The organism is Janthinobacterium sp. SUN176 (assembly GCF_030587335.1).
GTDB classification, from domain to species: domain Bacteria; phylum Pseudomonadota; class Gammaproteobacteria; order Burkholderiales; family Burkholderiaceae_D; genus Janthinobacterium; species Janthinobacterium kumbetense.
The window spans coordinates 364,199-388,829 of the sequence record NZ_JAPWIA010000002.1 but is presented as its reverse complement, the minus strand read 5'-3'; the positions used below and the strand labels follow the sequence as shown (position 1 = coordinate 388,829).

Here is a 24,631-nt window from a genome sequence, read left to right as displayed (position 1 = left end):
GGCCAGCCGCGCCGCGCCCCTCCCCCTGCCAGACTGAGGTCGCATGCAAGTTTCTCCCGATACATCTCCCGCCGCCACGGCGCTCCCCCGCAAGATCACCATCCTCGGCGCCGGCGCCTGGGGCACGGCCGTGGCCATGGCCCTGGCCGGCCGCCACGACGTGCTGCTGTGGGGCCGCAACGGCGACGCCATGGCGGCCATGGCCGCCAGCGGCGAAAACAGCTATTTGCCCGGCTTCCCCTTGCCGCCGCAACTGCGCATCAGCGCCGATTTCGACGCCGCCGTCGCGCATGCCGGTGGCGAACACGGCATTTTGATCGCCGCCTGCCCCGTGGCGGGCTTGCGGCCCATGCTGCAGCAATTGAAAGACAAGGCCATCGGCAACCTGGTGTGGCTGTGCAAAGGCTTTGAAGGCGGCACGGGCTTGCTGCCGCACCAGATCGTGCAGGAAGTACTCGGCGACAATATCCCCGGCGGCGCCCTGTCCGGCCCCTCGTTCGCGCAGGAAGTGGCGCGCGGCTTGCCGTGCGCGCTGACCATCGCCTCGCACAGCGCGGCCTTGCGCGGCGCCGTCGTCTCGGCCTTGCATGGAGGCACCATCCGCGTGTATGCGAGCGACGACCTGGTGGGCGTGGAAGTGGGCGGCGCCGTCAAGAATGTGCTGGCGATCGCCACCGGCGTGGCCGACGGCCTGGGCCTGGGCTTGAATGCGCGCGCCGCGCTGATCACGCGGGGCCTGGCGGAAATCACGCGCCTGGGCACGGCCTTGGGTGGCCAGACGGAAACGTTCATGGGCTTGACGGGCATGGGCGACCTGATTCTGACGTGCACGGGCGACCTGTCGCGCAACCGCCGCGTCGGCCTTGGCCTGGCGCAAGGCAAGGCGCTGGACACCATCGTGGCCGAACTGGGTCACGTGGCCGAAGGCGTGCCGTGCGCCAAGGCCGTGCGCGAACTGGCGCGCCGCATGGGCGTCGAGATGCCGATCACCAACGCGGTGGCCGGCGTCCTGTTCGATGGCGATTTGCCGCACGTGATGGTGCAGCAGCTGCTGTCGCGCGATCCGCGCGCCGAGGCGGCTTGACAGGGAAAACCTAGCGTCCCGCCTTGTGCATGAGTATGGTCAGTAATAACAGGCTGTCTTCGCGCGCGGCCAAAGCGTGCGCCTGGCCGCCGAGCAGGTACAGCATCTGCCCCGGCCCCAGCAGGTGCACGCCGCCATGCGCCGTCACCGCCACCTGCCCCTGCAGGCACAGCAAGGTGATTTCGCCGAGCACATGATGCTCGGGCATGGTCTTGCCCTTGGGCATGCACATGCGGATCAGTTCCAGCTCATCCGTCTTGGCCAGCGCGATGGCGGAAAACTGCGACAGGTCGTCGCCGTCCCTGCGCAGCACCTCGATCACCTGTCCTGAACTTGCGTGTTCCAGTGCCATCATGTGCTCCTTCCGCAATTACTCGGTGACTTCCTCCGGCTCTTTCGCGCCGCGCATCCACTCGACCAGCGGCCACGCATCCTTCAAGCCTTCCGCCAGGGTCGGCAGCAGTTTCTCGGGGGCGTTCACGGGCAGCGGTATTTCGGTCCAGACAAAAAAGCTCTTCAGCTTGATGAATTCGATATGTTCGGCGTCCGCCTCGAAACCCTTGGGCGGGCGCTGCAGCTTGCCCTCGTTCTGGATGGTGCCGAAACGGGCTTTCAAACGCTTATTTTTCAACACTTTGGAAAACCCTGGCGCGTCGTTGACCATGTGTTCGCGCAGCGCCTTCAGGCGGCCTGGCGGCGGCATGTATTCGCCGGCGCCGAACAGCAAGTTGCCCTGGCCATCGATCTGCAGGTAATACGTGGGACCGCCCGCCTTGCTGGGACGGCGCATGTCGTTCGGCGCGATGGCGGCCGAAAAGCGCGTCTTATACGGGCTTTTATCGTGGGCGAAACGCACGTCGCGGTTGATGCGGAACAAGGCCTTCTTCGGATTGCAGTACTTCACGGCCGGGTCGAACTTGCCCAGCTCAGCAATGAGTGACGTCACCAGCGCGAGAAATTCCTCGCGCAGGATGTCGTAACGGGGCTTGTTCATGACAAACCAGGGACGGTTGTTGTTGTCGCTCAGTTCACGTAAAAATTGGGTCAAATCACGCACATGCATGTGTCAAATTCCGATCAGCAACTATTTGGAAAGCTCTTTCGGGAGGGGGCGCTTGCCCACCATCACGTCGAGCGCCGCTTCGCGATTCTTGCGCAGCACCGTCATTTTAGCTTTTCCGCCGGGCGGCAGTTGGGCGATCAGGTTCAGCATTTCCGTCGTGTCGCCCACGGGCTTGCCTTCCACCGTCAGCAGGATGTCGCCGGGCACGATGCCCGCCTTGTCGGCCGGGCCGTTGCGCACCACGCCGGCGATGATGGCGCCGCTGCTGCGCTGCAAGTTGAAGCTTTGCGCCAGCTCGGGCGTGATGTCCTGCGTTTCCACGCCGATCCAGCCGCGCACCACGTGGCCATCCTTGATGATGGCTTCCATCACGGTTTTCGCCGTCGAGACGGGAATGGCGAAGCCGATGCCGACGGAGCCGCCGCTTTGCGAGTAAATCGCCGTATTGATGCCGATCAAGTTGCCGCGCGTATCGACCAGGGCGCCGCCCGAATTGCCGAAGTTAATCGCCGCATCCGTCTGAATGAAATTTTCAAAGCTGTTGATGTGCAGGTTGTTGCGGCCCAAGGCGGAGATGATGCCCATGGTCACCGTCTGGCCCACGCCGAAGGGGTTGCCGATGGCCAGCACCACATCGCCCACGCGCGCCAGTTCCGACTGGCCCAGCACGATCACGGGCAGCTTGTCGAGGTTGATCTTGATCACGGCCAGGTCCGTTTCCGGGTCCAGGCCCACCACCTTGGCGGGCGCCTTGCGGCCATCCGTGAGCACGACTTCGATTTCGTCGGCGCCTTCGACCACGTGGTTGTTGGTCAGCACATAGCCTTCATGGCTGACGATGACGCCCGAACCGAGGCTGTTTTTCAAGTCGTCGTCATCCTCGCCGTCCGGGTCGCGGTCGCCGAAGAAACGTTTGAAGAAGGGATCGCGCGCCAGCGGATGGGCGCCGCGCTTGGGTACTTGCAGGGTGAGGATGTTGACGACGGCGGGCATGGCGCGCGCCGCCGCGTCGCGGTAGGAACCGGGCGCCAGGCTGCTGGACGCCGTTTCCACCACGGGCACCGGCTTGGAGGGAGAACCCAGTTGCTGTACCCGGCTGGCCGGGCGCAGCGCGCCGTACACAAAGTACAGCGCCAACGCGATCGTCACGGTTTGCGCAAACAATAACCAGAATCGTCGCATAACACTCCACCCAGGTCAGCCGGCCGGTGCCGGAACGACTTATTTTGCCAGATCGTTGCTATTCTGTCCGTTCTTCTGCAGGGAGTCGCGGATTTCACGCAGCAGCACGATGTCTTCCGGCGTGGCCGGTGCCGGCGCCGGCGCGACTGGTTCGCTGCGGCGGGCCTTGTTCATCAGGCGCACCATCTGGAAGATGATGAAGGCCAGAATGACGAAATTGAGCAAAATGGTGAGGAAATTGCCGTAGGCCAGCACGGCGCCCGCCTTTTTCGCTTCCACCAGGGTCAGGGTCGTCGCCTGGCCATTCAGGGGCAGGTAGTAATTGGCGAAATCGAGGCCGCCGAAAATGCGGCCGATAGGCGGCATGATCACGTCTTGCACCAGGGAATCGACAATCTTGCCGAAGGCACCACCGATAATGACACCGACCGCCAGATCGACGACGTTACCCTTCATTGCAAATTCTTTAAATTCTTGCATCATTGCCATGAAATTTCTCCTTCGGATATGTATAAAAAACATGCCGATCATACTATTGATTCCCGGGCACACCAACTTGTGGTTGCCGGCGAGACCAATTCCGGCACAGCCGCGCGCATCTAGTTCGAAAGAACTAGCCACCTCCTGCAAAAGTATATAAATTATGGTACAAGCAACGTTTTTGTTTTATTCGTTGTTTGCTTCACTTATAATTTGCGGTTGCCAGAAGCGGCTTTTTCGCTTCCGGATAATCAACAAGAAACTGGCATGGGCTGCGCCATAGTCCGAAGTTCCGCAGGGATGTTGCCACTTTACCGTACAAAGATGCGGGTTGCGGCAATCAGTGGGAAAGAACTTCGGCGACGGGTTTTTCGCGGCTGCCACTCATAATAAAGATTCGCATTTTGACTGATTGGGGTTTGCATGAGTAACGAAAAGCAGGTCGATTCAGGCCGTCGCGGCTTGCTCGTCGCCACGTGCGCGGCGGGCAGTGTAGTTGGATTGGCAACCGCGGGAGCCTTGGTAAGCACCTTCCAGCCGTCGGAGCGCGCGAAAGCGGCTGGCGCGCCGGTCGAAGTAGACATCACCACCTTGCAACCCGGCGAAATGCGCACCGTCGAATGGCGCGGCAAGCCGGTCTGGATCCTGAAGCGCACGCCGGAAATGATCGCGTCGCTCAAGCAAACCGATGGCAAGGTCGCCGATGCCAATTCCCAACGCAATCCCGCCGAATTCACGCCGCCGTACTGCATGAACGAGGCGCGCTCCATCAAGCCTGAAATTCTCGTCGCCGTCGGCATCTGCACCCACCTGGGCTGCTCCCCTTCCTCGAAATTTACCCCCGGCCCGCAACCGTCGCTGCCCGATGACTGGGAAGGCGGCTTCCTGTGCCCTTGCCACGGCTCCACCTTCGACATGGCTGGCCGCGTGTTCAAGAACAAGCCGGCGCCGGACAACCTGCAAGTGCCGCGCCATATGTACCTGAGCGACACCAAATTGCTGATAGGTAAAGACGAGAAAGGCGAGGCTTGATCATGGCTGCTTTCAAAGAAACGAAATTCCCGGCAGACGCTCCCGTCGCCGAAAAAGCGCTGGGCTGGGTCGATGACCGCTTTCCCCTGACCAAGCTGTGGAACGATCAATGGGGCAAGTACTACGCCCCGAAAAACTTCAACTTCTGGTACATCTTCGGTTCGCTGGCCATGCTGGTGCTGGTACTGCAGATCGTCACCGGCATCTTCCTGACCATGCACTACAAACCGGATGCGGCCCTGGCCTTCAATTCCGTCGAGTACATCATGCGCGAAGTGCCGTGGGGCTGGCTGGTGCGCTACATGCACTCGACGGGCGCCTCGGCCTTCTTCATCATCGTCTATCTGCACATGACGCGCGGCCTGCTGTACGGCTCGTACCGCAAGCCACGTGAACTGATCTGGCTGTTCGGTTTCGCCATCTTCCTGTGCCTGATGGCCGAAGCGTTCTTCGGCTACCTGTTGCCATGGGGCCAGATGTCGTACTGGGGCGCACAAGTGATCGTCAACCTGTTTGGCGCCATCCCGCTGATCGGCCCTGACCTGTCGCTGTGGATCCGCGGCGACTACGTCGTCTCCGACGCGACCCTGAACCGCTTCTTCGCCTTCCACGTGATCGCCATCCCGCTGGTACTGCTGGGCCTGGTTGCAGCGCACTTGATCGCCCTGCATGAAGTCGGTTCGAGCAATCCGGACGGCATCGAAGTGAAGGAAAACCTGGGCGCCGACGGCCACCCGGTCGATTCGATTCCATCGCATCCGTACTACACCGTGCACGATTTGTTCGGCGTCTCGATCTTCCTCGTCATTTTCAGCGCCGTCGTCTTCTTCGCGCCGGAAATGGGCGGTTATTTCCTGGAATACAACAATTTCCTGCCCGGCGATTCGCTGAAGACCCCGCTGCACATCGCGCCAACCTGGTACTTCACGCCGTTCTATTCGGTGCTGCGCGCCACCACGGCCGACTTCATGTACGTGCTGATGGGTGTCGTGGCTGCCTACGTGGTGTTCATCTGGCTCAAGTCGCGCCTGTCGACGACGGTCAAATCCATCATCGCCGGCATCGCCATCGTCGCCATCATCGGCATGCTGCCGCAGGTGCTGGACGCGAAATTCTGGGGCGTGGTGTTCTTCGGCGGTTCCGTCGTGATCCTGGCGTTCCTGCCATGGCTCGACCATTCCCCCGTGAAATCGATACGCTACCGTCCGAACTGGCACAAATATGTGTACGCCATCTTCGGCCTGTCGTTCCTGATCCTCGGCTACCTCGGGACCCAGGCGCCAACGGATACGAAGACCATCGTGTCGCAAGTGTGCACCCTGATTTACTTCAGCTTCTTCCTGTTGATGCCATGGTGGAGTGCAATGGGCAAGTTCAAGACCGTGCCGTCGCGTGTGACGTTTCACCCGCACTAAGCCGCTCTCACGCCACGCTCAAAGGACATACATCATATGAAGATTGCAAAAAAACTGCTCGCCATCCTGGCCCTCGTGCCCGCCATGGCTCTCGCCAGCGAAGGCGGCTTTCCGCTGGACAAGGCTCCTGACCGCCAGACCAACATGGCAGCGCTGCAACATGGCGCCAAATTGTTCGTCAATTATTGCCTGAATTGCCACGCCGCCGTGTCGATGCGCTACAACCGCCTGCGCGACCTGGGCTTGACGGAAGACCAGATCAAGCAGAATCTGTTGTTCTCCGGCGATAAAGTCGGCGACTTGATGACGACGAGCCTGGCACCGCAGGACGCCAAGGCCTTCTTTGGCGTCGTACCGCCGGATTTGTCGGTAATTTCGCGCGCGAAATCATCTTCCGCTGGCACAGGCGGCGACTACCTGTATACTTACCTGCGTACGTTCTATAAAGACGACACTCGTCCGACCGGCTGGAACAACATGGTCGTGCCGAATGTTGCCATGCCGCATGTATTATGGGAATTGCAAGGTGTCCAGTCTGCCAAGTTCGTGGAAGAGAATGATCCGCACGAAGCTGGCAAGAAGATCCACAAATTTGCCGGCTTCGAGCAGGTCAAGCCAGGTACGTTGAACAAGATCGAGTATGACAATGCGGTAGCCGACCTGGTCGGCTACATGGAGTGGATGGCCGAACCGGCACAGCAGACACGCAAGCGCCTGGGCGTGTGGGTGCTGCTGTTCCTGTCGGTCTTTGCTCTGCTGGCATGGCGCCTTAACGCGTCGTTCTGGAAGGAAGTCAAATAAGTGAGGCGCCGGCCATAGGCCGGTTTATGCCTGTTTCTGCGTTGTCCGCATGAGTGGACAAGCGACCTGGGGTGAGCCGTTCGCGGCTTCACCCCCTTTGTTTCTAAGGAACTATAAAAAATGATGGTTCTCTATTCGGGTACAACCTGCCCATTTTCGCAACGCTGCCGCCTGGTCCTGTTTGAAAAAGGCATGGACTTCGAAGTGCGCGACGTCGACCTGTTCAACAAACCGGAAGACATTTCGACCATGAATCCGTACGGCCAGGTGCCTATCCTGGTCGAACGCGAACTGATCCTGTATGAATCGAACATCATCAACGAGTACATCGATGAGCGCTTCCCGCATCCGCAACTGATGCCGGCCGATCCGCTGATGCGTGCCCGCGCGCGCCTGATGCTGTTCAATTTCGAAAAAGAACTGTTCGTGCACGTGCACGTGCTGGAAAGCGAACGCGCCAAGAGCAACGACAAGGCCCACGACAAGGCACGCGCGGAAATCCGCGACCGCCTGACGACCCTGGCGCCGCTGTTCCTGAAAAACAAGTACATGCTGGGCGACGAATTCTCGATGCTCGACGTGGCCGTCGCGCCGCTGCTGTGGCGCCTGGACCACTACGGCATCGAATTGTCGAAGACGGCCGCACCGCTGATGAAATACGCCGAACGCATCTTCTCGCGTCCTGCGTACATCGAGGCATTGACCCCTTCCGAAAAGGTCATGCGCCGCTAAAGATAATCCCGGCAGGCCGCGCCTGCCGGGATATCTTGGGGCATGTGGTAAAGTTGCTTTTTGCGCTGTCCCAGTCTTTTGAACTACCGGTGCGCCCGCCTCATGCTGACGGGGGCGCTCCCGCCTCACCGTGCCTACCATGTCTGAAATCTCAACCAAACCTTATATGCTGCGCGCCATCTACGAGTGGTGCACCGACAGCGGCTACACGCCTTATCTCGCGGTCAAAGTCGATTCGCGCACCACGGTACCGATGGAATACGTGAAAAAGGGCGAAATCGTGCTCAACATCAGCTTCGGCGCCACCAGCGGCCTGAAGATGGACAACGACGCCATCCGCTTCCACGCCCGCTTTGGCGGCGTCTCGCGCGAAATCTACGTGCCGGTCGACAACGTGATGGCCATCTACGCCAACGAAAACGGCCAGGGCATGGCTTTCGAGCCCGTGCTGGGCAACGATGACCCGGACGCGCAACCGACGGACAGCCCGGCCTCCGCCGACGTCCCGCCACCCGTGCTCGCCCCCGCCGCCAGCGGTCCCACCCTGTCGTCCGTGCCGACCAGCTCCCCCGAACAACGCGACAGCGCCACGCCAGGCGACGACGAGCCACCAAAAAAAGGCGGCCGCCCGACCCTGACACGCATTAAATAGCGTATAATTCGCAACGCGCAGTTTTTGCCGACTTAGCTCATTTGGTAGAGCAGTTGATTTGTAATCATCAGGTGGCCAGTTCGAAACCGGCAGTCGGCACCAGAATTCAGCAGTAAATCAAAGGGTTACCCGCTTCGGCTGGTAGCCCTTTTTTCTTTTCCCACGCCCGCGGAAGCCATCCGGAACACTGGCACGCATCGTCATCCAGGTTGACGCATTGCTGCACCGCGCCATGACGTCCCGCACATTTAGGCGCAAGATGAGCACGTGCTTGCGCAAAGCAGGCTCCCGATGTCTGGCTTGCCTACCTGGGGAAATATCATGTCCGCACACACTTACAAGCTGATCGAGCTGGTCGGCACGTCGACCGAGAGCAGCGATCAGGCGATACGCGACGCCATTGCCAAGGCGGCGCTGACGGTCAAGCACATGGACTGGTATGAAGTGACCGATTCGCGCGGCCATATCGTCGATGGCAAGGTGGCGCACTTCCAGGTCACGCTCAAGGTCGGCTTCCGGCTCGAATAAAGGGATCGAGTAAAGCGAGCGACGCGCTCAGCGCCGCCCGGCCGCTCCCCGGCTCTCCAGCCACTCCCGGCCGCCGGCCTCCAGCGCGGTCTCGATGACCTTGTCCGGCAAGCTGTAGACGGTCGCCCAGCTGGCGCGGCCATCCTGCGTGTTGGCGGGAAAACTGTGCGTCTCGATCGGCCAGTGGTATTTGCGTTTCAATGCCTTGACGATGGCGGCCAGCGAGACGCGGCCTTGCAGCGGTTCGGCGCCGGACTGGTCGCTATTCGACAGCAGCACGGCCAGGACCTGGCCGCGGCCGGTGCGCGCGCCGGGGAAGGTGGGGGTTTTGTTTGCCATGGCCTATTTTACCGGGCAATGATCGGACGAGAGGCGATGTGCCGCACCTTTGATACGGCGCAAGCGCCGCAGCGGCGTTGCGTCCACGATGGGCATTTCGCCAGGCGTGCCGGCGCCCCTCCGGCAGCCTGGGCCTATCATCATGGGGCACAGGAGCCTATCATGCACAGCCTGAACATCCACGCCATGCAATGGCAACCCGTCGCCGATATTTCCGCCGTCAATCCGCTGCTGCCCGACGATCTCGCCTGCTTTCGCGAGCTGCGCGACGTGCTGCAACGCTACGGCGCACTCGACCGCTTCGGCATTTCCCTGATCCACCGCCATTTCGACATCGCCGACGACGAAGAGCTGATGGAGTACACGGATGCGGAAGCACGCATCTTGACGGTCAAACCTGTCAAGAAAAGCGACATCGACTGGAACCACACGACGATTACCAACTGGAAATTGACGGAAGGCGAGGAAGTGGCGCGCATCGGTTGCGGCTGCGCACGCAATTCGGGCGGCCACCTGGGTTATCACCGGGGCACCTGAGGCAGGCCGACGGCGCCCGCCAAGCGGCGTCGGCCTTTCTTACACTTCACTTCATCCAGCTCAGTCCGCTTTGTGCAAGCACTTGATTTCTTGTGATATTTTTGTGTGGCACGCAAGCTGCTTATCCCTGTCTACGAGATGAATCCAGGCAAGTCATTCTGGATTCTTTGTCCCCCGGATTTTCCGAGACTGACCACGACAAGAGGCTGCGATGAACCTTGATCACACACGAAGCAAGACCCTGGGCTGGCTGGGCGCACTGGCGGCGGCGAGCCTGCTGGCCAGCGGCCAGGCGCAGGCCGGCGCGTACGGCCTGGCCGTCAATGAGTTGAACAATTTCCGCATCACCACCAGCGCCGGCGCGCTGTCGCTGGCCGGCGCCAACCGCAATGCCAGCGACAGCGCTTTTTTCGAAGGCGGCGTGGCCGTCAATCCGCGCGCCGTCAATACGGGCCCGGCCGCCAACGCCGACGTGCCGCAAGTGTGCTCGGGCGGCGGCTGCAGCGGCTTGCCGCAAAACCACTACGCCCCCAGCCCCAGTTCCACCCTGGAATTTGCCCGCGGCGATGCGCATGCCTTCGGCAACATGCTCAATGGCGGCGCCAGCGTGAGCGCCGTGGCGGAAGCACAGCGCAACACGATCGGCGCCGCCACGGCCACGGCCGGCGACACGCTGACCGGCTCCGTCAACCTGACCCTGTCGAGCGCCGGCTTCATCACCTTCAGCTTCATGGGACGGCGCGACCTGCGCACCAGCGTGACGACCATGGGCGACAAGTCGAACGTGTCGATCATGGATATCTTCAATATCTCGTGCAACAGTTCCAGCCCCGCCGGCTGCCTGTCGCACGCGAACGCCGATGGCGTGATCTTCCAGTTCGCGCCCGATGGCGATGCCAATAATGGCAGCGACATCAATGGCAACCATGGCGCCGGCAGCCTCGACCCGTTCAGCCTGAACATGACGGCCGGCACGAATGACCCGGCCACCGGACGCGCCTTCACGAATGGCTTCGCGATGTTTTCCCTGACCTCGAATTTCGCCCTGCCGGCCGGCAGCTATACCCTGAATTTTTCCAAGTCGACGCGCACCGATATCGTCGTCATCGATCCGCCGCTTGCGGTACCGGAACCGGGCACGCTGTTCCTGCTGGGCATGGGATTGGCGGCCCTGGCTTTTACGCGGCGCCGCCAGCCGCAATCATCCGCAACATGAAAAACACGCGGCGCCCGCCAAGGCGCCGCGTGTTTTTCATGCCGGTCAAGACGTTTTAACCGAGCCGCGCCAACGCCTGGCGCGCCAGCTGCAATTGCTGCAGATAATAGCGGTGCAGCATGGCCGGATCGCTCAAGTCGCGCCCCAGTACCAGGCGCAGCTCGCTGGCGGGGCAGTCGCCGGCCTGGGTTTCTACTTGGGTTTGCACCTGCGTCCCCAACTGACGGGCCAGCTGGCGCGCCGCCTGCTCCTGCGCGGGCCGGTACTCGACGCGCGTGCGCGCCACCTGGAAGCCGGTTTCATTGGCCAGGCGCACCACTTGTACGGGAGCGCCGGCCAGGCTGCGCGCCAGGGCGGCGGCCAGGCCAGGCACGCCGTTGCCATTCACAATTTCCAGGCGCGGGCGGGGCACGGCAGGAGCCGGCATGGACCGCTCGGCCGTGACAACGGGCACGCTGCGCGCGGCGGCCGGCACGCGCTGCAAGCGGGCCATGCCGTCGCCTTGCGTGATCTCGATGCGGGCCATGGCGGGCGCATCCGGCAGCGGCGCGGCCGCGGGCACGCCCGGCGGCGGCGCCGCGTTGCGCAAGACGGCCATGTCGCTCCGTAAATCGTGTTCCTGCAGGCTCTGCGCCTGGCGCCGCATGACGGCCGCGCGCGCGTGCTGTCCCAGCCGTTCGAGCACTTGCGCCAGGTGCTGCCAGGCCAGCGCATTGAGCGGATCGAGCAGACACGCCTGCTCCAGCGCAGTCAACGCTTGCGCATCGCGCCCGCGCAAATAGTAGGCGCGACCGAGATTGCTGAACAGATACGCCTGTTGCGGCTGCGGCGCACCTGCTTCCTGCGTCAGGGCCAGCCACTGGGCGATCGCCGCATCGTGCTCGCCCCGCTGCGCGTGCAGCACGGCCAGGCCGTTGCGCGCATTCACATGGCGCGGCGCGGCGCGCAAGGCTTGCGCATAGGCCGCTTGCGCGGCCGGCAGGTCGCCCCGCTCGAAATGCTGGCGCCCCGCCGCATAGGCGGCATCGGCATCCGGCCACTGCGGCAACGGCGCGTGGGCCGGCGGCGTGGTACAGGCGGCCAGGCCCAGGCAGGCACAGGCGGTGGCCAGGCGGGAAATCGTCAAGCGCATGGTAGCTCCTTTCAGCGGTTGGCCATGGCCGGCACGAGCACGCGATAGACTTCGATCACGGCCGGCCCCATGAGCACCAGCATGAGGGTGGGAAAGACGCAAAAGATCAGCGGGAACAGCAGTTTCAGGGCGATCTTCGCGGCCGCCTCCTCGGCCAGCAGGCTGCGCTTGCCGCGCAGGTTTTCCGAGTGCACGCGCAGCGAATCGCCCATGCTGGTACCGAAGCGTTCCGATTGAATCAGCATGGCGACAAGGGTGTCGACATCTTCCACGCCGCTGCGCAAGGCCAGGTTGCGCAGCGCCTTTTCCTTGGAAAAGCCGGCGCGCATTTCCATCAGCACCAGTTGCAATTCCTGCGCCAGCACCACGCTTTTGATGTGGATTTCGCCCGACACCTTCACCAGCGCGCGCTCCAGGCTCAGGCCCGCTTCCACGCACACGGTCAGCAAGTCGAGCGCGTCGGGGATGTTTTCAAAGATGTCGCGCTGGCGCCGCTTGGCCGTGCTGGCCAGCACCAGGTTCGGCAGGTAATAGCCGACGGTGGCGCTGACGCACAGCAGCAACAGCAGCACGCTGCGCAGTTGCGCCGCCATCGCACTGGCAGCGTACAGCCCCAGCACGGTGGGAAACAGCAGGGCCAGCACGGTTTTCGCGGCAAAGTACAGGGCCGGCGCGCTGGCCTGGCGCCAGCCCGCGTTCATGAAGCGCGTGCGCAGCGGCGAGCGCTCCCAGCCCTCTTCCGGCAGCGACAGCTTGCTGAACGGCTGCGCCACGCGCGCCACGCGCTCCACCCAGCCCGTGTCGGCCACCGCCTCGCTGGCGGCCGGCGCCATGGCACCGAACAGGCGCTGGCGCAAGGCGCCGGGAAAGAAGATCAGCCACGCCAGCAGGGCCAGCGCCACCACCACGGCGAAGACGATCAACAGGAACAGCAGTTGCGGGCCAGTCATGGCATTTCCTCCGATTGATCGACTGACAAAACGTTCAGGGCCAGGCGTGTCGCCGAAGGCAGTACGACAGTACGACAAGGCGATGCAACAACGCCATGGACTTTTTTTCAGGCGATCTCTTAGATGCGGATGCGAATGACGTTGCGCATCCACACGACACCCAGCGCCACCATGCCGGCCGCGTACCACAGCAGCTTGATGCCGCTGGGATCCGTCCACAGCAGGCTGATGTATTGCGGGTTGACCAGCGCCATCACGCCGATCATCACCACCGGCATCAGCCCCAGCACCCAGGCCGACATGCGCCCCTCGGCCGACAGCACGCGCACCTGCCCCAGCAGCTTCAGACGGGCGCGGATGATGCGCGCGATGCTGACCAGCACTTCGGCCAGATTGCCGCCCGATTCGCGCTGCACCAGCACGGCGATGACGAGGTAGCGCAAATCCGTCAGCGGGATGCGCGCGGCCAGGTTTTGCAGCGCCTCGTTCATCGGCACGCCGTAATTGATCTCTTCGTGCGCCATCTTGAATTCGCCGCTGATCGGCTCATTGAGTTCATCGCCCACCATCTGCAGCACGTTCGAAAACGAGTGCCCGGCGCGCAGCGCGCGGGCCAGGAAATCGGCCGCTTCCGGCAATTGCGCCTCGATCTTTTTCAGCCGCGCCGCGCGCGCGCGCAGCACGACCATGCACGGCCCGCCGCCCGCCACGCCCAGCAGCAGCAAGGCGCCCGGCAGCGGCATGGGCCAGATGGCCAGCCACAGCAGCGCCAGCAGCAGCAAGCCACCCGCGCCGCCCAGGAACTGCGCCACCGACCAGGACAAGCCCGATTGCAGCAGCAGGTGGTCGAGCTTTGCCGCCTGCGGCAGGCGCCGCAGCCAGCGCTCCAGGCCAGGCGAGCGCGCATAGCGGCGCTGCTTGAGGATGGAAACCCGCTCGCCGCCGGCCTCGCCGCGCGCCGCCATCAGCCGCAAGCGCCGGTTGATGCGCCGCGCCGCGCTGCCGTGCGTGCCCGCCCACCACAGCCAGGCGCCTTCCACCATCAGGATGCAGGCGGCGAACAGCAGCACGGCAAAGCCGTAGAACACCAGGTCCATGATGCTTCCTTTATTCGTAGATGCGGTCCGGGTCGAACACCGTATCGGGCACGGGCGCGCCGAACATGCGCAAGCGTTCCGTGAAACGGGGCCGCACGCCGGTGGCGCAAAAGTGGCCCAGCACCTTGCCCGCGGCATCGACGCCCGTCTGCTCGAAGCGGAAGATTTCATGCATGGCGATGATGTCGCCCTCCATGCCCGTCACTTCCTGCAGGCTGACCAGCTTGCGCGCGCCATCCGTCAGGCGCGACACTTGCATCACCACCGTCACGGCCGAACAGATCTGCTGGCGCGTGGCGCGTGGCGTCAGGTTCACGCTGGCCATGCCGACCATGTTTTCCAGCCGCGCCAGCGCATCCCTCGCCGTGTTCGAGTGGATGGTCGCCAGCGACCCTTCATGCCCCGTATTCATCGCCTGCAGCATGTCGAGCGCCTCGGCGCCGCGCACCTCGCCCAGGATGATGCGGTCGGGCCGCATGCGCAGCGCATTGCGCACCAGCGCGCGCTGGCTCACTTCTCCCTTGCCCTCGATATTCGGCGGGCGCGTTTCCAGGCGCACCACGTGCGGCTGGCGCAGCGCCAGTTCGGCCGCATCCTCGATGGTGACGATGCGCTCGCTGCCGGGAATGAAGCCGGACAGCACGTTGAGCAGGGTCGTCTTGCCGCTGCCCGTGCCGCCCGAGATCAGGATGTTGACCTTGGCCTGCCCCAGCGCCTGCAGCACCTGCACCATGGGCGGCGTCAGGCTTTTATAGTCGAGCAGGTTGGCGATGCTCAAAGGCTGCACGGCAAAGCGCCGGATCGACAGGATCGGGCCATCGACGGCCAGCGGCGGAATGATGGCGTTCACACGCGAGCCGTCCGGCAGGCGCGCGTCGACCATCGGGCTCGATTCGTCGACCCGCCGTCCCACGCGCGAGACGATCTTTTCGATGATCTTCATCAGGTGCGCATTGTCGTGGAAGGTCACGTCCGTCAACTGCAACCGCCCGCCCCGCTCCACATACACCTTGTCGCAGGTGTTGACGAGGATATCGGACACGCTGGCATCGGCCAGCAACGGTTCCAGCGGGCCGAAGCCCAGCATCTCGTGCTGGATGTCGAGCACCAGGCTATGCCGCTCGTGCTGGTTCAGGACGATGCGCTCTTCCTCGATCACGCGCTGCACCAGCAGCGCCAGCTCGTGCTTGAACTGTTCGGCCGTCAGGCGTTTCAGGCGTTCCAGGTCGATACGGTCGAGTATCGTCTGGTGCATGGTCTTTTTCAGTTCCTGGTAGGCGTGCAGCGCCAGCGCCCCTTGTCCATTCGTGGCGGGGCGCACCGTTTCATTCGCCGCCAGGCGTTCGCGTAAAGTCATCTCGGCTCCCATGATGGCTCCCGGCGGGAGCCTTGACATCTCTTCCTGCCCTAAGCCTCGCTGCGGCTGAACAGGCGGTCGAACAGGCCGCGGCTTTCCGTCACGCGGCGCGCCGTCACCAGTTCCACCAGTTCGGCCAGGCTGCGCGCCACGGCGCTGGTGCGCGACAGCTGCAGCAGCGGAATGCCCTGGTTGACGGAATCGGTGGCGGCGATGTAATCGTTGGGCACCGTGTGCACCACTTCCGCGCCCAGCGCCTGCTCCAGGTCCGCCAGGCGCAACCGGCCACCCTTTTCATAGCGGTTGACGATCAGGCGCAAGCGCTCGCCCGGATAGCCGAGCGAGCGGAAGATGTCGAGCAGGCGGCGCCCGTCGCGGATGTCGGGCAAGGCCAGCTGCAGCACCGGATAGATCGCGTCGGCGTTGTCGAGCGCGCGCAGCGACAGCGCATCGATCTGGCGTCCCACGTCGAGCACGATGTAATCGTAGTGCTGGCGCGCCACGGCCAGGATGCGGTCCATGTGCTCGGGCTGCATGTCGACCTTGTGCGCCGGGTCGTCGGCCGCCGCCAGCACGCCGAAGTTCGACGTGATGTGCACCAGGCACGAGGCGAGAAAGGCGCCGTCCATGCGCGCGATCTGCGCGCAGATGTCGGACAGGGTCATGGCCGGCTTCTGGTCCGAGACATACAGAGTGGCGTCGCCGAACTGGCCGTGCAGGTCGATCAGCAGCACCTTGCAGCCGGCCAGGCTGGCCAGCGCGTAGGAAAAATTCGTCGACAGGAAGGTGGCGCCGCTGCCGCCCTTGCACGAGATGAAGGCGAGCACTTTGCCGTCGCGCATCTGCGTCACGCCGGCCTGGATATCGACCCGGTCCATCGCTTCGTGGAAGGCCTTGTGCACCAGCGGCAGCTGCAGCACTTCGCGCATGCCGGCGCGCATGGCGCGAATCAGCACATCCTGCTGCTGGCCGCGCGTGAGCAGCATCAGCACGGCCAGCGGATACTGGCGCGCCAGGCGCTCGAGCAGGTCGGCTTCGTCGGCATCGATGCCGCTGGCGTCGACGATCACCAGCTCGGGCGCTTCGGGCAGCATGCGCTCGACGGCGTCGCGCAAGCCGCTGCGCCGGTCCAGCAGCCGCAGCACGGGCATGCGGGCCGCGCCTTGCGCCGCGATTTCATCGTGCAGGCTGGCGTCGCGGGTAATCATCAAGGCTTTCATCACCCCTCCTTCATTCAAGGCATTACATTCGGCTGCGCCGACGCACTGGCGCTCATGGACAAAAGCCGGGATTGTCCGCATACCCCAGCGATTCGGCCACCGCCATGGTGGTCCCGCTGGGCAAACGTATGGCGCCTGCGCCGGAGGGAAACATCATCCCCAGCAGCGGCAGGATGGGCCGGTACGGCACGCGCTCGCAGCGCGCGCCGACGCCGGGCTGGCACAGGCGTGCGCGCACGAAGCGGATGCAGCTGGCGCCGTGCGGATCGTCCAGGCAATTGATGCGGTTGCGCTGCGGGCAACCCGGCAGCACCGTCACCGGCAGTACCGCCAGCGCGGCGCCGCCAGCGCTCTCCGACAGATAGTCGATGCGCACATGCGCGTCGCCGAGGCCGCCGCCCAGCGGCAGCGTGCCCGGCGTGGCGCGCAGCACGGCGTGCGTGCGCACGGCTTGCAGGGCGGCGGCATCGCTGAAATCGGTGACGGCGGCGGCGCGCGCCGCTCGCCGGGTAATTTCATGCACCATGTTCCACATGTACACGGCGCGCGCCACTTCCAGCATGGCGAACAGGAACAGGAAGAACAGCAGCGCCAGCATGGCGAATTCGACGGCGAAGACGCCGCGCTGGCGCTGCCGGCGGAGGTGCGGGTTAATGGACATAGCGCAATGTCGCGTTGGCGCGCAGCGGGATCGGCGCCAGTTGCGGCAGCCACTTGCGGGTCAGCGCAGGCAGGAAATCGACCGGCATGTCGACGGTGACCTTGATGCGCACCTGCAGCGGCGCCGTCGCGTAGCTGCCGCAGCCATAGGAATCGTCGGCATACACGCAGTCCACGTTGACCCTGGCGGCCTCCATGCCCGGCCAGCTTTCCTCCATCGCCTCGACCACCATCTGCCGGGCCAGGGCGGCGCCCTGGTTCGCCGTGCCGATGCTGCCCATCTGCGGCAGCGGCATGGTCGCCATGTAGCGCGCCGCATCGTGCGCGCTTTTTTGCAGGGCCGTGTACACCAGCAGCGCGCGGCCGAACAGCAGCACGAAGGGCAGCAGCGCCATGAAAAACAGCAGGATCAGCGCCAGCTCGATGGCGGCGACGCCGCCCTGGCGCCGCGCGGCGCGGCGGAGCGGCCTCATTGCAGCAGCTCCGCGGGGCCGGCCAGCGTGCCCTCGTCCACCAGCCCGTCAAATTCGGCGCTCAGGACGCCATTGCCGGCCGGCGCCGTCATGAAGAAGCGGCCGATGCCGCGCACCCGCGCCAGCACGTCGCTGCCCGCCGGCACGGGGCAGGCCAGCAGGGGAATGTGCAGCAGCCGACGCTGCGCCACGCCCGTGTTGCCGGTCGGCGCCGTCTGGAAGCCCAGCGTCTGGTAGGGCGGCGTGGCAGGGTAGCCGGACTTGGCGGCCGGCGCGGCCGGGCTGGCCGGATACAGCCTGGGCCAGTCGCTGGTGGCAAACGGCAGATAGCCGCCGGCCGGCTTCGGGTTGCTGTACCTGGCCGCCCTGGAAAACGACCACAGCGGTCCATAACTGCCGACGGCGGGCGGCGTCGCGTTCGATTCCGGATCGGCCACGGACAGCAGCGGGTTGCCCGTGCTCAGGGCGCTCGGCGCGTCGGGCGTGTTCATCATCCACCAGCTCGGGGCCGTATTCGGATAGGCGCGGATATTCGTGTCGGGCGGCGCCGTGACGGCATGGCAGCCGCTGCCCGCATGCTGGTTGAAGCGCGCGTTGAAGGCCGTCCACAGCGCGGCGGGAAAAGGCCGGTGCACATGCACCTGGGCGCTGCCGATGCGCGGATACAGCACCGTGCCGCTGCAGACGAACGGCAGCACGCTCGCTTCGCCGACCTGCTGCGACGGCCCCACCACGCCCGGCTGACCCAGCGGATTGAGCACGAAGTGTTCAGCCGCGGGGCCATGCGGATTGAGTTTTAACAGGTTATACGCCACGCCGCGGCGAAAGCCATATTCCAGCAACTCGACGGCCGGCAGCAGCGCCGCATTCGTGCGCGGACTGGCCGCGCTGGCCGACAGCGCGCAGATGGCCAGCGGCATCAGGCGCAAGCTGGTGCGCCCCGCCACGGCGCGCGCGCCCGTGTCCAGGGTGCGCAGCGCCGGCGACCAGGCGCCGAGAAATGCCGTCGCCACCCGTCCCAGCGAGGGTGTATTGGCCTGCGTATCGACGCGCACGAACAGCGCCGTGGCGGCGTCGGGCACGGCGCCAGCCGCATGCCAGCCGCTGGCAGGCGCGTCGGGCGTACTGGCGAAGCGGATGCTGGCGTCCGACAAAGTCGCGCCCTGCATGCGGCGGCGCCATGCGCTGCGGTCGGCCGCACTGCCCTTGGCTTTTTCCACGGCGACGAGCAAGCCCTCGGGCGTGCCCACCAGTTCCGCGGCGGCCGCCATCGCCGCATTGTCGGCCAGGTTCTGCAGCTCCGTCTTGCGGCCGATGACTTGCCCCACATCGAGCGCCAGGCCGATAAAGCCCAGCACCACGATGAGCAGGATGGAAAAGGCGATCAGCATCGCCCCGCGCTGGTGCTGGCGTCTATTTGCCACTGCCGCCTCCCAGCATGAATTGCACCGGTTGCGGCGCCTGGGCATTCGGTTCGGCGAACGAGGCGCGGTAGCGCTGCATGACGGCGTGCGCGCTGGGTCCGTCGAGGCCATCGGCCGGCCGGCGATTGCCCGCGCCGGCCGGATCGCGCACCTGCTGCGCCATGGACAGGCGCACGGCGTCGCCGAAACGCCGGTCCAGCTGCGGCGTGCTGCCGTGCGCGCAGGCGGCCAGCTGCACGGCCAGGACCAGGGCGGCGCAGCGGCGCAGCGACGTCAAGAGCGAGTTCGGCATGGCGTATCTCCCCGTCTCATTTCAACTCGAAACCGTTGGCCGCGCGCGGCGGCGGCACGGACGGCGGCGCGCCCTCCATCTTGCCGCCCAACATCAAGTCCATGCGCGAAGGCGGCGCCAGCTGCGCCGTCGGCAGCACGGCATCGGCCGGCAAGGGTTTGACCAGGTGCGCGGTAATGACGAACAGCAATTCCGTGCGGTCGTGCTGGAAATCCGTGCTGCGAAACAGCGCACCGAGGATGGGCACTTCGCTGAGCCAGGGCACACCCGTGATGTTGCTCACCTGGTTATTCTTGATCAAGCCGCCGATGGCGTAGCTCTGGCCGTCGTACAGCTGCACCGTGGTCGAGGCGCGCCGCGTGGTGATGACGGGCAAGATCGAACGCCCGCTGACGCCGGCGGCGGAAATGCCCACGCCCTCGCGCGACAGTTCCGACACTTCCGGCGCCACCTTCAGATTGATGCGCCCGCCCGACAGCACGGTGGGCGTGAAGCGCAGGCCGACGCCGTATTCGCGCTCTTCCAGGGTGATCTTGTTGTTGTCCTGGCCGACGGGAATGAAGATCTTGCCGCCGGCCAGAAAACTGCCCTCTTGCCCGCTGATCGCCATCACCGTCGGTTCGGCCAGGATGCGCACCAGGCCATCCTGTTTCTGCGCCTCGATGGTCAGCTGCTGGCGGCCATTCGACTTGCGCACGTCGAGCAAGCCATTCGCCGTGCCGCTGAGGAAGTTCGACAGCAAGGTGGTGGCCCAGCTGCCGGACGCGAGGCGCAGGGTGGCGCCCACTTCCAGCCGCTCCAGCAGGGACTTCGACACTTCGGCAATCTGCACGGCCAGCATCACCTGCTGCGGCGCGCTGACGTCGAGCATGTTGATGATGCGGCTGTGCGCGCTGCCCGCGCCGCCGGCGGGCGCCGTGGCGGCGGGCGGCATGGCGGCCCCATCGGCCGGCTTGGGCAGCGCCAGCGCGACCGTGGCGCGGCGCACGTAGGCGTGCGCCAGCTCGACGGCGCGCAGCACGGCGCCCGCATCTTGCACCGTGCCCGACAGCACCAGGGTATCGGCCACGGCCGTGACGCGGATGGCTTTTTCTTCCGGCATCAGCGCCGCCAGGGTCGTTTGCAGGCCGGCCGGGTCCATGCTGACGCTGACGTTCACCACGCTGCACACGCCGCTGCGTCCCTGGATGATCATATTCGTGCTGCCCACGTCGACGCCGACCACGTACAAGGTGTCGGGCGCGACCAGCATGGCTTGCACCACGGCCGGATTGCCGACGCTGCGCTGCTGCACCGCCTCGGGCAGGCGCAGCATGCTCGACTTGCCCACCTGCAGCTGCAAGTGGCCGGGCGAAGCCGCTTCGCCGCCGCAGCGCGGGCCAGGATCGGCCGCCGCGCCGGCAAGCGGCGACAGCAGGCAGAACATTATCAGCAGGGCGCGGTTCATGAGCGTGTCCATGGTTGAGCAAGGCAAAGGCCAAAAGGCTAAAAACATTCGCGCGACTGGCGCGTCCCGTCGATGACGCCGCTGCACAGGCGCTGCGGCGCCGGCGGCGCCTTCGCCACGCGCACGGGACGCGGCGCGGCGGCCAGCACGGGCGCGGCGGCAGGAGGAGCCGGCTCGGCTTCGTGCGGTCCGCCCAGCAGGGTCAGCTTGGTGGCGCCCGCCGTCACGCCCGGCTGCGGGTCGACCTGGTTGCGCAGCACCAGCGACAGGCTGCCCACGCTGCGCGCCAGGTCCAGGTTTTCCGCCTGTTCCGGCGTCACTTCCAGGGTCACCGCATTGACCACGCGCGGCTTGGTCTCGTCGCGCCCCACTTCCTGCGCCACGGCCAGCACGAGGATGCGTTCGAGCACGATCTTGGAAATGTTGCGGCTTTGCGGAAACGCGCGGTCGCCGGCATCCTGCTGGGTGCTCACGATGATGTCGACATAGTTGCCCGGCAAGGCGAAGCCGGCCACGCCGATCACATCGTTGACGCGCACGGTGATGGCGCGCCGCCCTTCCGTGATCAGGGCCGACAGGCCGCCCAGGGTGCCGGCCGGCGCCAGCTTGACCTCGCTCAGGGGCTCGCCGCGCAGCACGCTGGTTTTCAGCACCCTTCCCGCCAGTGTGGCCGGGTCTTGCAGCGCACCCTGCGGCAGGCTTTCCGCCGGCCACTCGGCCAGGCGCAGCATCTCGGGCGTCAGGCGCTGGCCCAGGTTGACATCGCTGGCGGCCACGACGATCTTGCCCTTGCCGGCCGGCGTCTGGCGCAGCAGCCAGTGCGAGGCCAGCAGCACGGCCAGCAGGCCCAGCACGACCGCCAGGCCCATCATCAGGAGGGCGCGCCGGTTCTTCATGCGATGCGCTCGCACAGGCTGGCGGCCGGCATGTCGCAGCTGGCAAACAGGCTGCCCCAGGCCTGTTCCAGGGCGGCCACCGTCAGGCGCGCCTCGCTGCCGGCAAAGCCGGCGAAGTCGCCTATGCGCGCCAGCAATTCCTGCGGATAGCTGGCCAGCAAGGGCCGTCCCTGCGCGCCATGCAGTTGCAGCAGATGGTTCAGGGCTTGCTCGTCGATGGCCATGCCGGCCAGCCGGCATTGCTGGCGGAACAGGGCGCGATAGGCGCTCTCGGTCAGCGGCCCCACCTGCACCTTGTAGCCGATGCGGCGCAGCAAGGCGGCGTCAAACAGCTCGTCCGGCGGCACGTTCGTGGCCAGCACGAGGGCATTGTCGAACGGCACGCTGATCTGCACGCCGCCGGGCAAGCCCAGCTGGTCGCTGCCGCGCGCCAGCGGCTGCATCAGCCGCGTCAGCAGTTCTTGCGCCCCCAGGCGCTGGCGGCCCAGGTCGTCGATGATCAGCATGCCATTGTTGGCGCGCACATGGGGCGGCGCCTGGTAGCAGCCGCCGCTGGCGTCATGGCGCAGCTCCAGCATGCCGGCGTCGAGCTCGGCGCCCACGTGGATCACGGGACGCTGGCACAGCACCCAGCGGATGTCCGTGCTGCGCCGCTCCAGCGCTTGGCGCGCATGGCTGACGTGCTGCGGCACGGGCGGCAAGTGCTGGGCCGGGTCATACAACTGGATAATGTCCTGGCCAACGACGATGGCGTAGGGCACGGCGACCAGCCCGTGCAGCAATTGTCCCAGCTGCAGCGCCAGGGTCGACTTGCCGCTGCCGGGCGGACCGTACAGCAGCAGCGAGCGTCCCGAATGCAGGGCCGCGCCGACCACGTCGAGCATGCCCGGCCCCGCATGGGCGCCCCCCAGCACGGCGGCCAGGTCGTCGCTGCCGACGCGCTGTTCCTGCGCCAGCCACGACTGGCGCGCCACCATGGCGCGGTACGCTTCCAGGGTGACGGGAGCGGCGCCGATATACGCGCAGCGCTCGAGGAAGGCGCTGGCGCGCTGCTTGCCGGCGCCCGTCAGCTGGTACTGCACGTCGATATCGGATTCGCCGCGCCAGGCCACCTCGGCCATCTGCTCCGTCACCATGAAATCGAGCACTTCGCGCAAGACATTGATCGACAGGCGCAAGCGCGTCGTCAGCGCGGACAGGTGCGTCTTGCCGCCCACAAACATCAGCTTGGCGATCAGCTCGACCACCAGCGGCCGCTCGAGTCCCGTTTCACGCAAGCTCTTCGGCTGCGGCGGCAGGGGCGGCATCAGGTTCGCGTCGGCAGGGCGCGGCGCACTCTCGGTGCTCAGGGAATAGTCGACCTCGGTCATGCTGCGTCTCCAAGCCGGTTAAGAGGGCATTCAACAGAATTCATTCTAGCGAGCGGAGACTGGCGCCCATTGATCAAGAGCAATGAATACCAATCAGAAATAATGACGCCCCTGCACCGCCAGGCAGCCCAGGGCAATGGCCAGGCCGTACGGCATGTTGCCCACGCTGGCCTGGCTGCCGAGTGCAGTTGGCGCCAGGGGAATGCCGGCCATGCGCGCGATCATCGGCCACAGCAGCTGGCGCAGATTGCCCAGGCAGGCGCGCCACTTGCCCTGCCAGGTGATCATCAGCACGGCCATCACGCCGCCCAGGACGAACGTGGCGAAACAGATCTGCAGCACGGGCCAGGGGCCGGCAAAGGCGCCCGCCATGGCGATCAGCTTGACGTCGCCGGCGGCCATGCCGCGCAGCACATACAAGGGTAAAAAGAGGAAAAAACCCGTCGCCATGCCGCCCAGCCACACGGGCAGCACGCTGTGCGGCCACAGCCACAGGTGCAGGGCCAGGGCGGCGAGGATGCCGGACAACACCACACCGTTCGGTATCTTGCGGCGGATCAAATCACTGACGGCGGCCCCCGTCACGAAGCACAGCAACAGCAAATCGCACAAGGCGGCTGCAGGCATGGCACACCTCCCGAAAAAAAACCCGCCACTGGACTAAGTAACCCCCAGTAAATTATTGTGATTTCTGACTTCCATAACCGGCGCTCTGCGGCGTTGCCAGCTGCTAGCAGTGCCCGCACTGCGTCGCAGCAGGCGCCTTGCATAGCATCCGGTTCTGTTTGTCATAAATTCACAATAATGTCCCGAGGATTACTTCGCCAGCGGCGGGCACCCGCTTAGGGCGTCAACACCAGGTTCGACGAAATGTCGGTGAGGACGGCCAGCAAGTTGGTCTTGATCAGCAAGAAACCGGCCGTGATGGCGGTAGCCATCAAGGCCGCAATCAAGCCGTATTCGATTGCCGTAATGCCATCCTCATCCTTGACAAACTGCTGTACTGCCGACAGGAAGGTATGCATGACAAGCTCCCAAAAGTGAATCACAAGTCCCTGGCGCAATCGGGTGTGAAACATTGCCCATTCCTGCTAATATGTTTCCTGCCGTAAATTTCTGCGCCATTGCATTGACTATAAAGCGTCCACGTTTTGGCAAATTGACGCGCCACAAGTTTCCATATGGAAATTATCAAACCCTGTCGACATGTCGGCTGACGCAAACAAATGTTGCGATCTGGATTGAAAGCCTT

General features: G+C 64.7%; 28 protein-coding genes and 1 tRNA gene. 10 read left to right on the top strand and 19 right to left on the bottom strand.

What is annotated here, in order from left to right; genetic code table 11:
- Positions 1-43: 43 nt before the first annotated feature.
- Positions 44-1,084: an NAD(P)H-dependent glycerol-3-phosphate dehydrogenase gene (locus O3299_RS21015; RefSeq protein ID WP_289918530.1), complete on the top strand. Its 1,041-nt coding sequence runs from the start codon at positions 44-46 to the stop codon at positions 1,082-1,084.
- A gap of 10 nt (positions 1,085-1,094) precedes the next feature.
- Here the strand turns inward: O3299_RS21015 and O3299_RS21010 are convergent, their stop codons facing one another.
- The 4 genes from O3299_RS21010 to mscL are packed head-to-tail and all read right to left on the bottom strand — an operon-like array spanning position 1,095 to position 3,818.
- Positions 1,095-1,439 carry a hypothetical protein gene (locus tag O3299_RS21010; protein ID WP_257218778.1) on the bottom strand — a complete coding sequence of 115 codons (345 nt, stop codon included), beginning with the start codon at positions 1,437-1,439 and terminating at the stop codon, positions 1,095-1,097.
- Positions 1,440-1,454: 15 nt separating this feature from the next.
- The gene (locus O3299_RS21005) at positions 1,455-2,147 is read right to left on the bottom strand and encodes a DUF2461 domain-containing protein (RefSeq protein ID WP_230540257.1); all 693 of its coding nucleotides are present in this window, start codon (positions 2,145-2,147) and stop codon (positions 1,455-1,457) included.
- A 21-nt stretch (positions 2,148-2,168) separates the two neighbouring features.
- The gene (locus O3299_RS21000) at positions 2,169-3,329 is read right to left on the bottom strand and encodes a Do family serine endopeptidase (protein WP_305053783.1); all 1,161 of its coding nucleotides are present in this window, start codon (positions 3,327-3,329) and stop codon (positions 2,169-2,171) included.
- A gap of 39 nt (positions 3,330-3,368) precedes the next feature.
- Positions 3,369-3,818: a large conductance mechanosensitive channel protein MscL gene (gene mscL / locus O3299_RS20995; RefSeq protein WP_046681989.1), complete on the bottom strand. Its 450-nt coding sequence runs from the start codon at positions 3,816-3,818 to the stop codon at positions 3,369-3,371.
- Positions 3,819-4,232: 414 nt separating this feature from the next.
- Between mscL and petA the strand changes: the two genes are divergently transcribed.
- The 7 genes from petA (at position 4,233) to O3299_RS20960 (ending at position 8,969) form a co-directional block, all read left to right on the top strand.
- Positions 4,233-4,841, top strand: coding sequence for a ubiquinol-cytochrome c reductase iron-sulfur subunit (gene petA / locus O3299_RS20990; protein ID WP_070258529.1), 609 nt, complete (start codon positions 4,233-4,235; stop codon positions 4,839-4,841).
- 2 nt (positions 4,842-4,843) lie between these two features.
- Positions 4,844-6,256 carry a cytochrome bc complex cytochrome b subunit gene (locus O3299_RS20985; RefSeq protein WP_305063124.1) on the top strand — a complete coding sequence of 471 codons (1,413 nt, stop codon included), beginning with the start codon at positions 4,844-4,846 and terminating at the stop codon, positions 6,254-6,256.
- A 36-nt stretch (positions 6,257-6,292) separates the two neighbouring features.
- Positions 6,293-7,057, top strand: a complete 765-nt coding sequence (locus O3299_RS20980; protein ID WP_251349459.1) for a cytochrome c1 — start codon at positions 6,293-6,295, stop codon at positions 7,055-7,057.
- 120 nt (positions 7,058-7,177) lie between these two features.
- Complete coding sequence (locus tag O3299_RS20975) at positions 7,178-7,789, top strand: glutathione S-transferase N-terminal domain-containing protein (protein WP_010394154.1); 612 nt, start codon at positions 7,178-7,180, stop codon at positions 7,787-7,789.
- 139 nt (positions 7,790-7,928) lie between these two features.
- Positions 7,929-8,441, top strand: coding sequence for a ClpXP protease specificity-enhancing factor (locus O3299_RS20970; RefSeq protein WP_099665815.1), 513 nt, complete (start codon positions 7,929-7,931; stop codon positions 8,439-8,441).
- Positions 8,442-8,467: 26 nt separating this feature from the next.
- Positions 8,468-8,543 (top strand) — tRNA-Thr (locus O3299_RS20965).
- A gap of 219 nt (positions 8,544-8,762) precedes the next feature.
- On the top strand, positions 8,763-8,969 hold the full coding sequence (locus tag O3299_RS20960; RefSeq protein WP_071325761.1) for a dodecin: 207 nt from the start codon (positions 8,763-8,765) through the stop codon (positions 8,967-8,969).
- Positions 8,970-8,996: 27 nt separating this feature from the next.
- On the opposite strand, the gene O3299_RS20955 is transcribed toward O3299_RS20960, so the two are convergent.
- Entirely contained in the window at positions 8,997-9,308 is a 312-nt protein-coding gene (locus O3299_RS20955) for a hypothetical protein (protein ID WP_099665816.1), read from the bottom strand.
- 162 nt (positions 9,309-9,470) lie between these two features.
- Between O3299_RS20955 and O3299_RS20950 the strand changes: the two genes are divergently transcribed.
- On the top strand, positions 9,471-9,845 hold the full coding sequence (locus O3299_RS20950; protein WP_099665817.1) for a hypothetical protein: 375 nt from the start codon (positions 9,471-9,473) through the stop codon (positions 9,843-9,845).
- Positions 9,846-10,056: 211 nt separating this feature from the next.
- Positions 10,057-11,061, top strand: a complete 1,005-nt coding sequence (locus O3299_RS20945) for a PEP-CTERM sorting domain-containing protein (RefSeq protein ID WP_305063123.1) — start codon at positions 10,057-10,059, stop codon at positions 11,059-11,061.
- Positions 11,062-11,116: 55 nt separating this feature from the next.
- Here the strand turns inward: O3299_RS20945 and O3299_RS20940 are convergent, their stop codons facing one another.
- From O3299_RS20940 to O3299_RS20875, 14 genes are all read right to left on the bottom strand, one after another.
- On the bottom strand, positions 11,117-12,193 hold the full coding sequence (locus O3299_RS20940; protein ID WP_305063122.1) for a LytR C-terminal domain-containing protein: 1,077 nt from the start codon (positions 12,191-12,193) through the stop codon (positions 11,117-11,119).
- Positions 12,194-12,204: 11 nt separating this feature from the next.
- Positions 12,205-13,143 (bottom strand): type II secretion system F family protein, encoded by a 939-nt coding sequence (locus O3299_RS20935; protein WP_251349463.1) that lies wholly within the window; start codon positions 13,141-13,143, stop codon positions 12,205-12,207.
- A 119-nt stretch (positions 13,144-13,262) separates the two neighbouring features.
- Entirely contained in the window at positions 13,263-14,240 is a 978-nt protein-coding gene (locus tag O3299_RS20930) for a type II secretion system F family protein (RefSeq protein WP_099665821.1), read from the bottom strand.
- 10 nt (positions 14,241-14,250) lie between these two features.
- Positions 14,251-15,597, bottom strand: a complete 1,347-nt coding sequence (locus O3299_RS20925) for a CpaF family protein (protein ID WP_099668285.1) — start codon at positions 15,595-15,597, stop codon at positions 14,251-14,253.
- A gap of 50 nt (positions 15,598-15,647) precedes the next feature.
- The gene (locus O3299_RS20920) at positions 15,648-16,817 is read right to left on the bottom strand and encodes an AAA family ATPase (RefSeq protein WP_305063121.1); all 1,170 of its coding nucleotides are present in this window, start codon (positions 16,815-16,817) and stop codon (positions 15,648-15,650) included.
- 52 nt (positions 16,818-16,869) lie between these two features.
- Positions 16,870-17,478, bottom strand: coding sequence for a TadE/TadG family type IV pilus assembly protein (locus O3299_RS20915; protein ID WP_305063120.1), 609 nt, complete (start codon positions 17,476-17,478; stop codon positions 16,870-16,872).
- The gene (locus O3299_RS20910) at positions 17,468-17,950 is read right to left on the bottom strand and encodes a TadE/TadG family type IV pilus assembly protein (protein ID WP_305063119.1); all 483 of its coding nucleotides are present in this window, start codon (positions 17,948-17,950) and stop codon (positions 17,468-17,470) included. The genes O3299_RS20915 and O3299_RS20910 overlap by 11 nt, the downstream gene beginning before the upstream one ends.
- On the bottom strand, positions 17,947-19,374 hold the full coding sequence (locus O3299_RS20905) for a pilus assembly protein TadG-related protein (protein WP_305063118.1): 1,428 nt from the start codon (positions 19,372-19,374) through the stop codon (positions 17,947-17,949). Before O3299_RS20905 ends, O3299_RS20910 begins: the two co-directional genes overlap by 4 nt.
- Positions 19,364-19,666, bottom strand: a complete 303-nt coding sequence (locus O3299_RS20900; RefSeq protein WP_289899585.1) for a hypothetical protein — start codon at positions 19,664-19,666, stop codon at positions 19,364-19,366. Before O3299_RS20900 ends, O3299_RS20905 begins: the two co-directional genes overlap by 11 nt.
- 16 nt (positions 19,667-19,682) lie before the next feature.
- Positions 19,683-21,113 carry a type II and III secretion system protein family protein gene (locus O3299_RS20895; RefSeq protein WP_251349468.1) on the bottom strand — a complete coding sequence of 477 codons (1,431 nt, stop codon included), beginning with the start codon at positions 21,111-21,113 and terminating at the stop codon, positions 19,683-19,685.
- A 38-nt stretch (positions 21,114-21,151) separates the two neighbouring features.
- A complete protein-coding gene (gene cpaB / locus O3299_RS20890) occupies positions 21,152-22,009 on the bottom strand; it encodes a Flp pilus assembly protein CpaB (RefSeq protein WP_305063117.1) in 858 nt (285 codons plus the stop codon).
- Positions 22,006-23,379: an ATP-binding protein gene (locus tag O3299_RS20885; protein ID WP_305063116.1), complete on the bottom strand. Its 1,374-nt coding sequence runs from the start codon at positions 23,377-23,379 to the stop codon at positions 22,006-22,008. The genes cpaB and O3299_RS20885 overlap by 4 nt, the downstream gene beginning before the upstream one ends.
- A 93-nt stretch (positions 23,380-23,472) precedes the next feature.
- On the bottom strand, positions 23,473-24,006 hold the full coding sequence (locus tag O3299_RS20880) for a prepilin peptidase (protein WP_305063115.1): 534 nt from the start codon (positions 24,004-24,006) through the stop codon (positions 23,473-23,475).
- A 215-nt stretch (positions 24,007-24,221) separates the two neighbouring features.
- A complete protein-coding gene (locus O3299_RS20875) occupies positions 24,222-24,404 on the bottom strand; it encodes a Flp family type IVb pilin (protein ID WP_034752975.1) in 183 nt (60 codons plus the stop codon).
- Positions 24,405-24,631 lie beyond the last annotated feature (227 nt).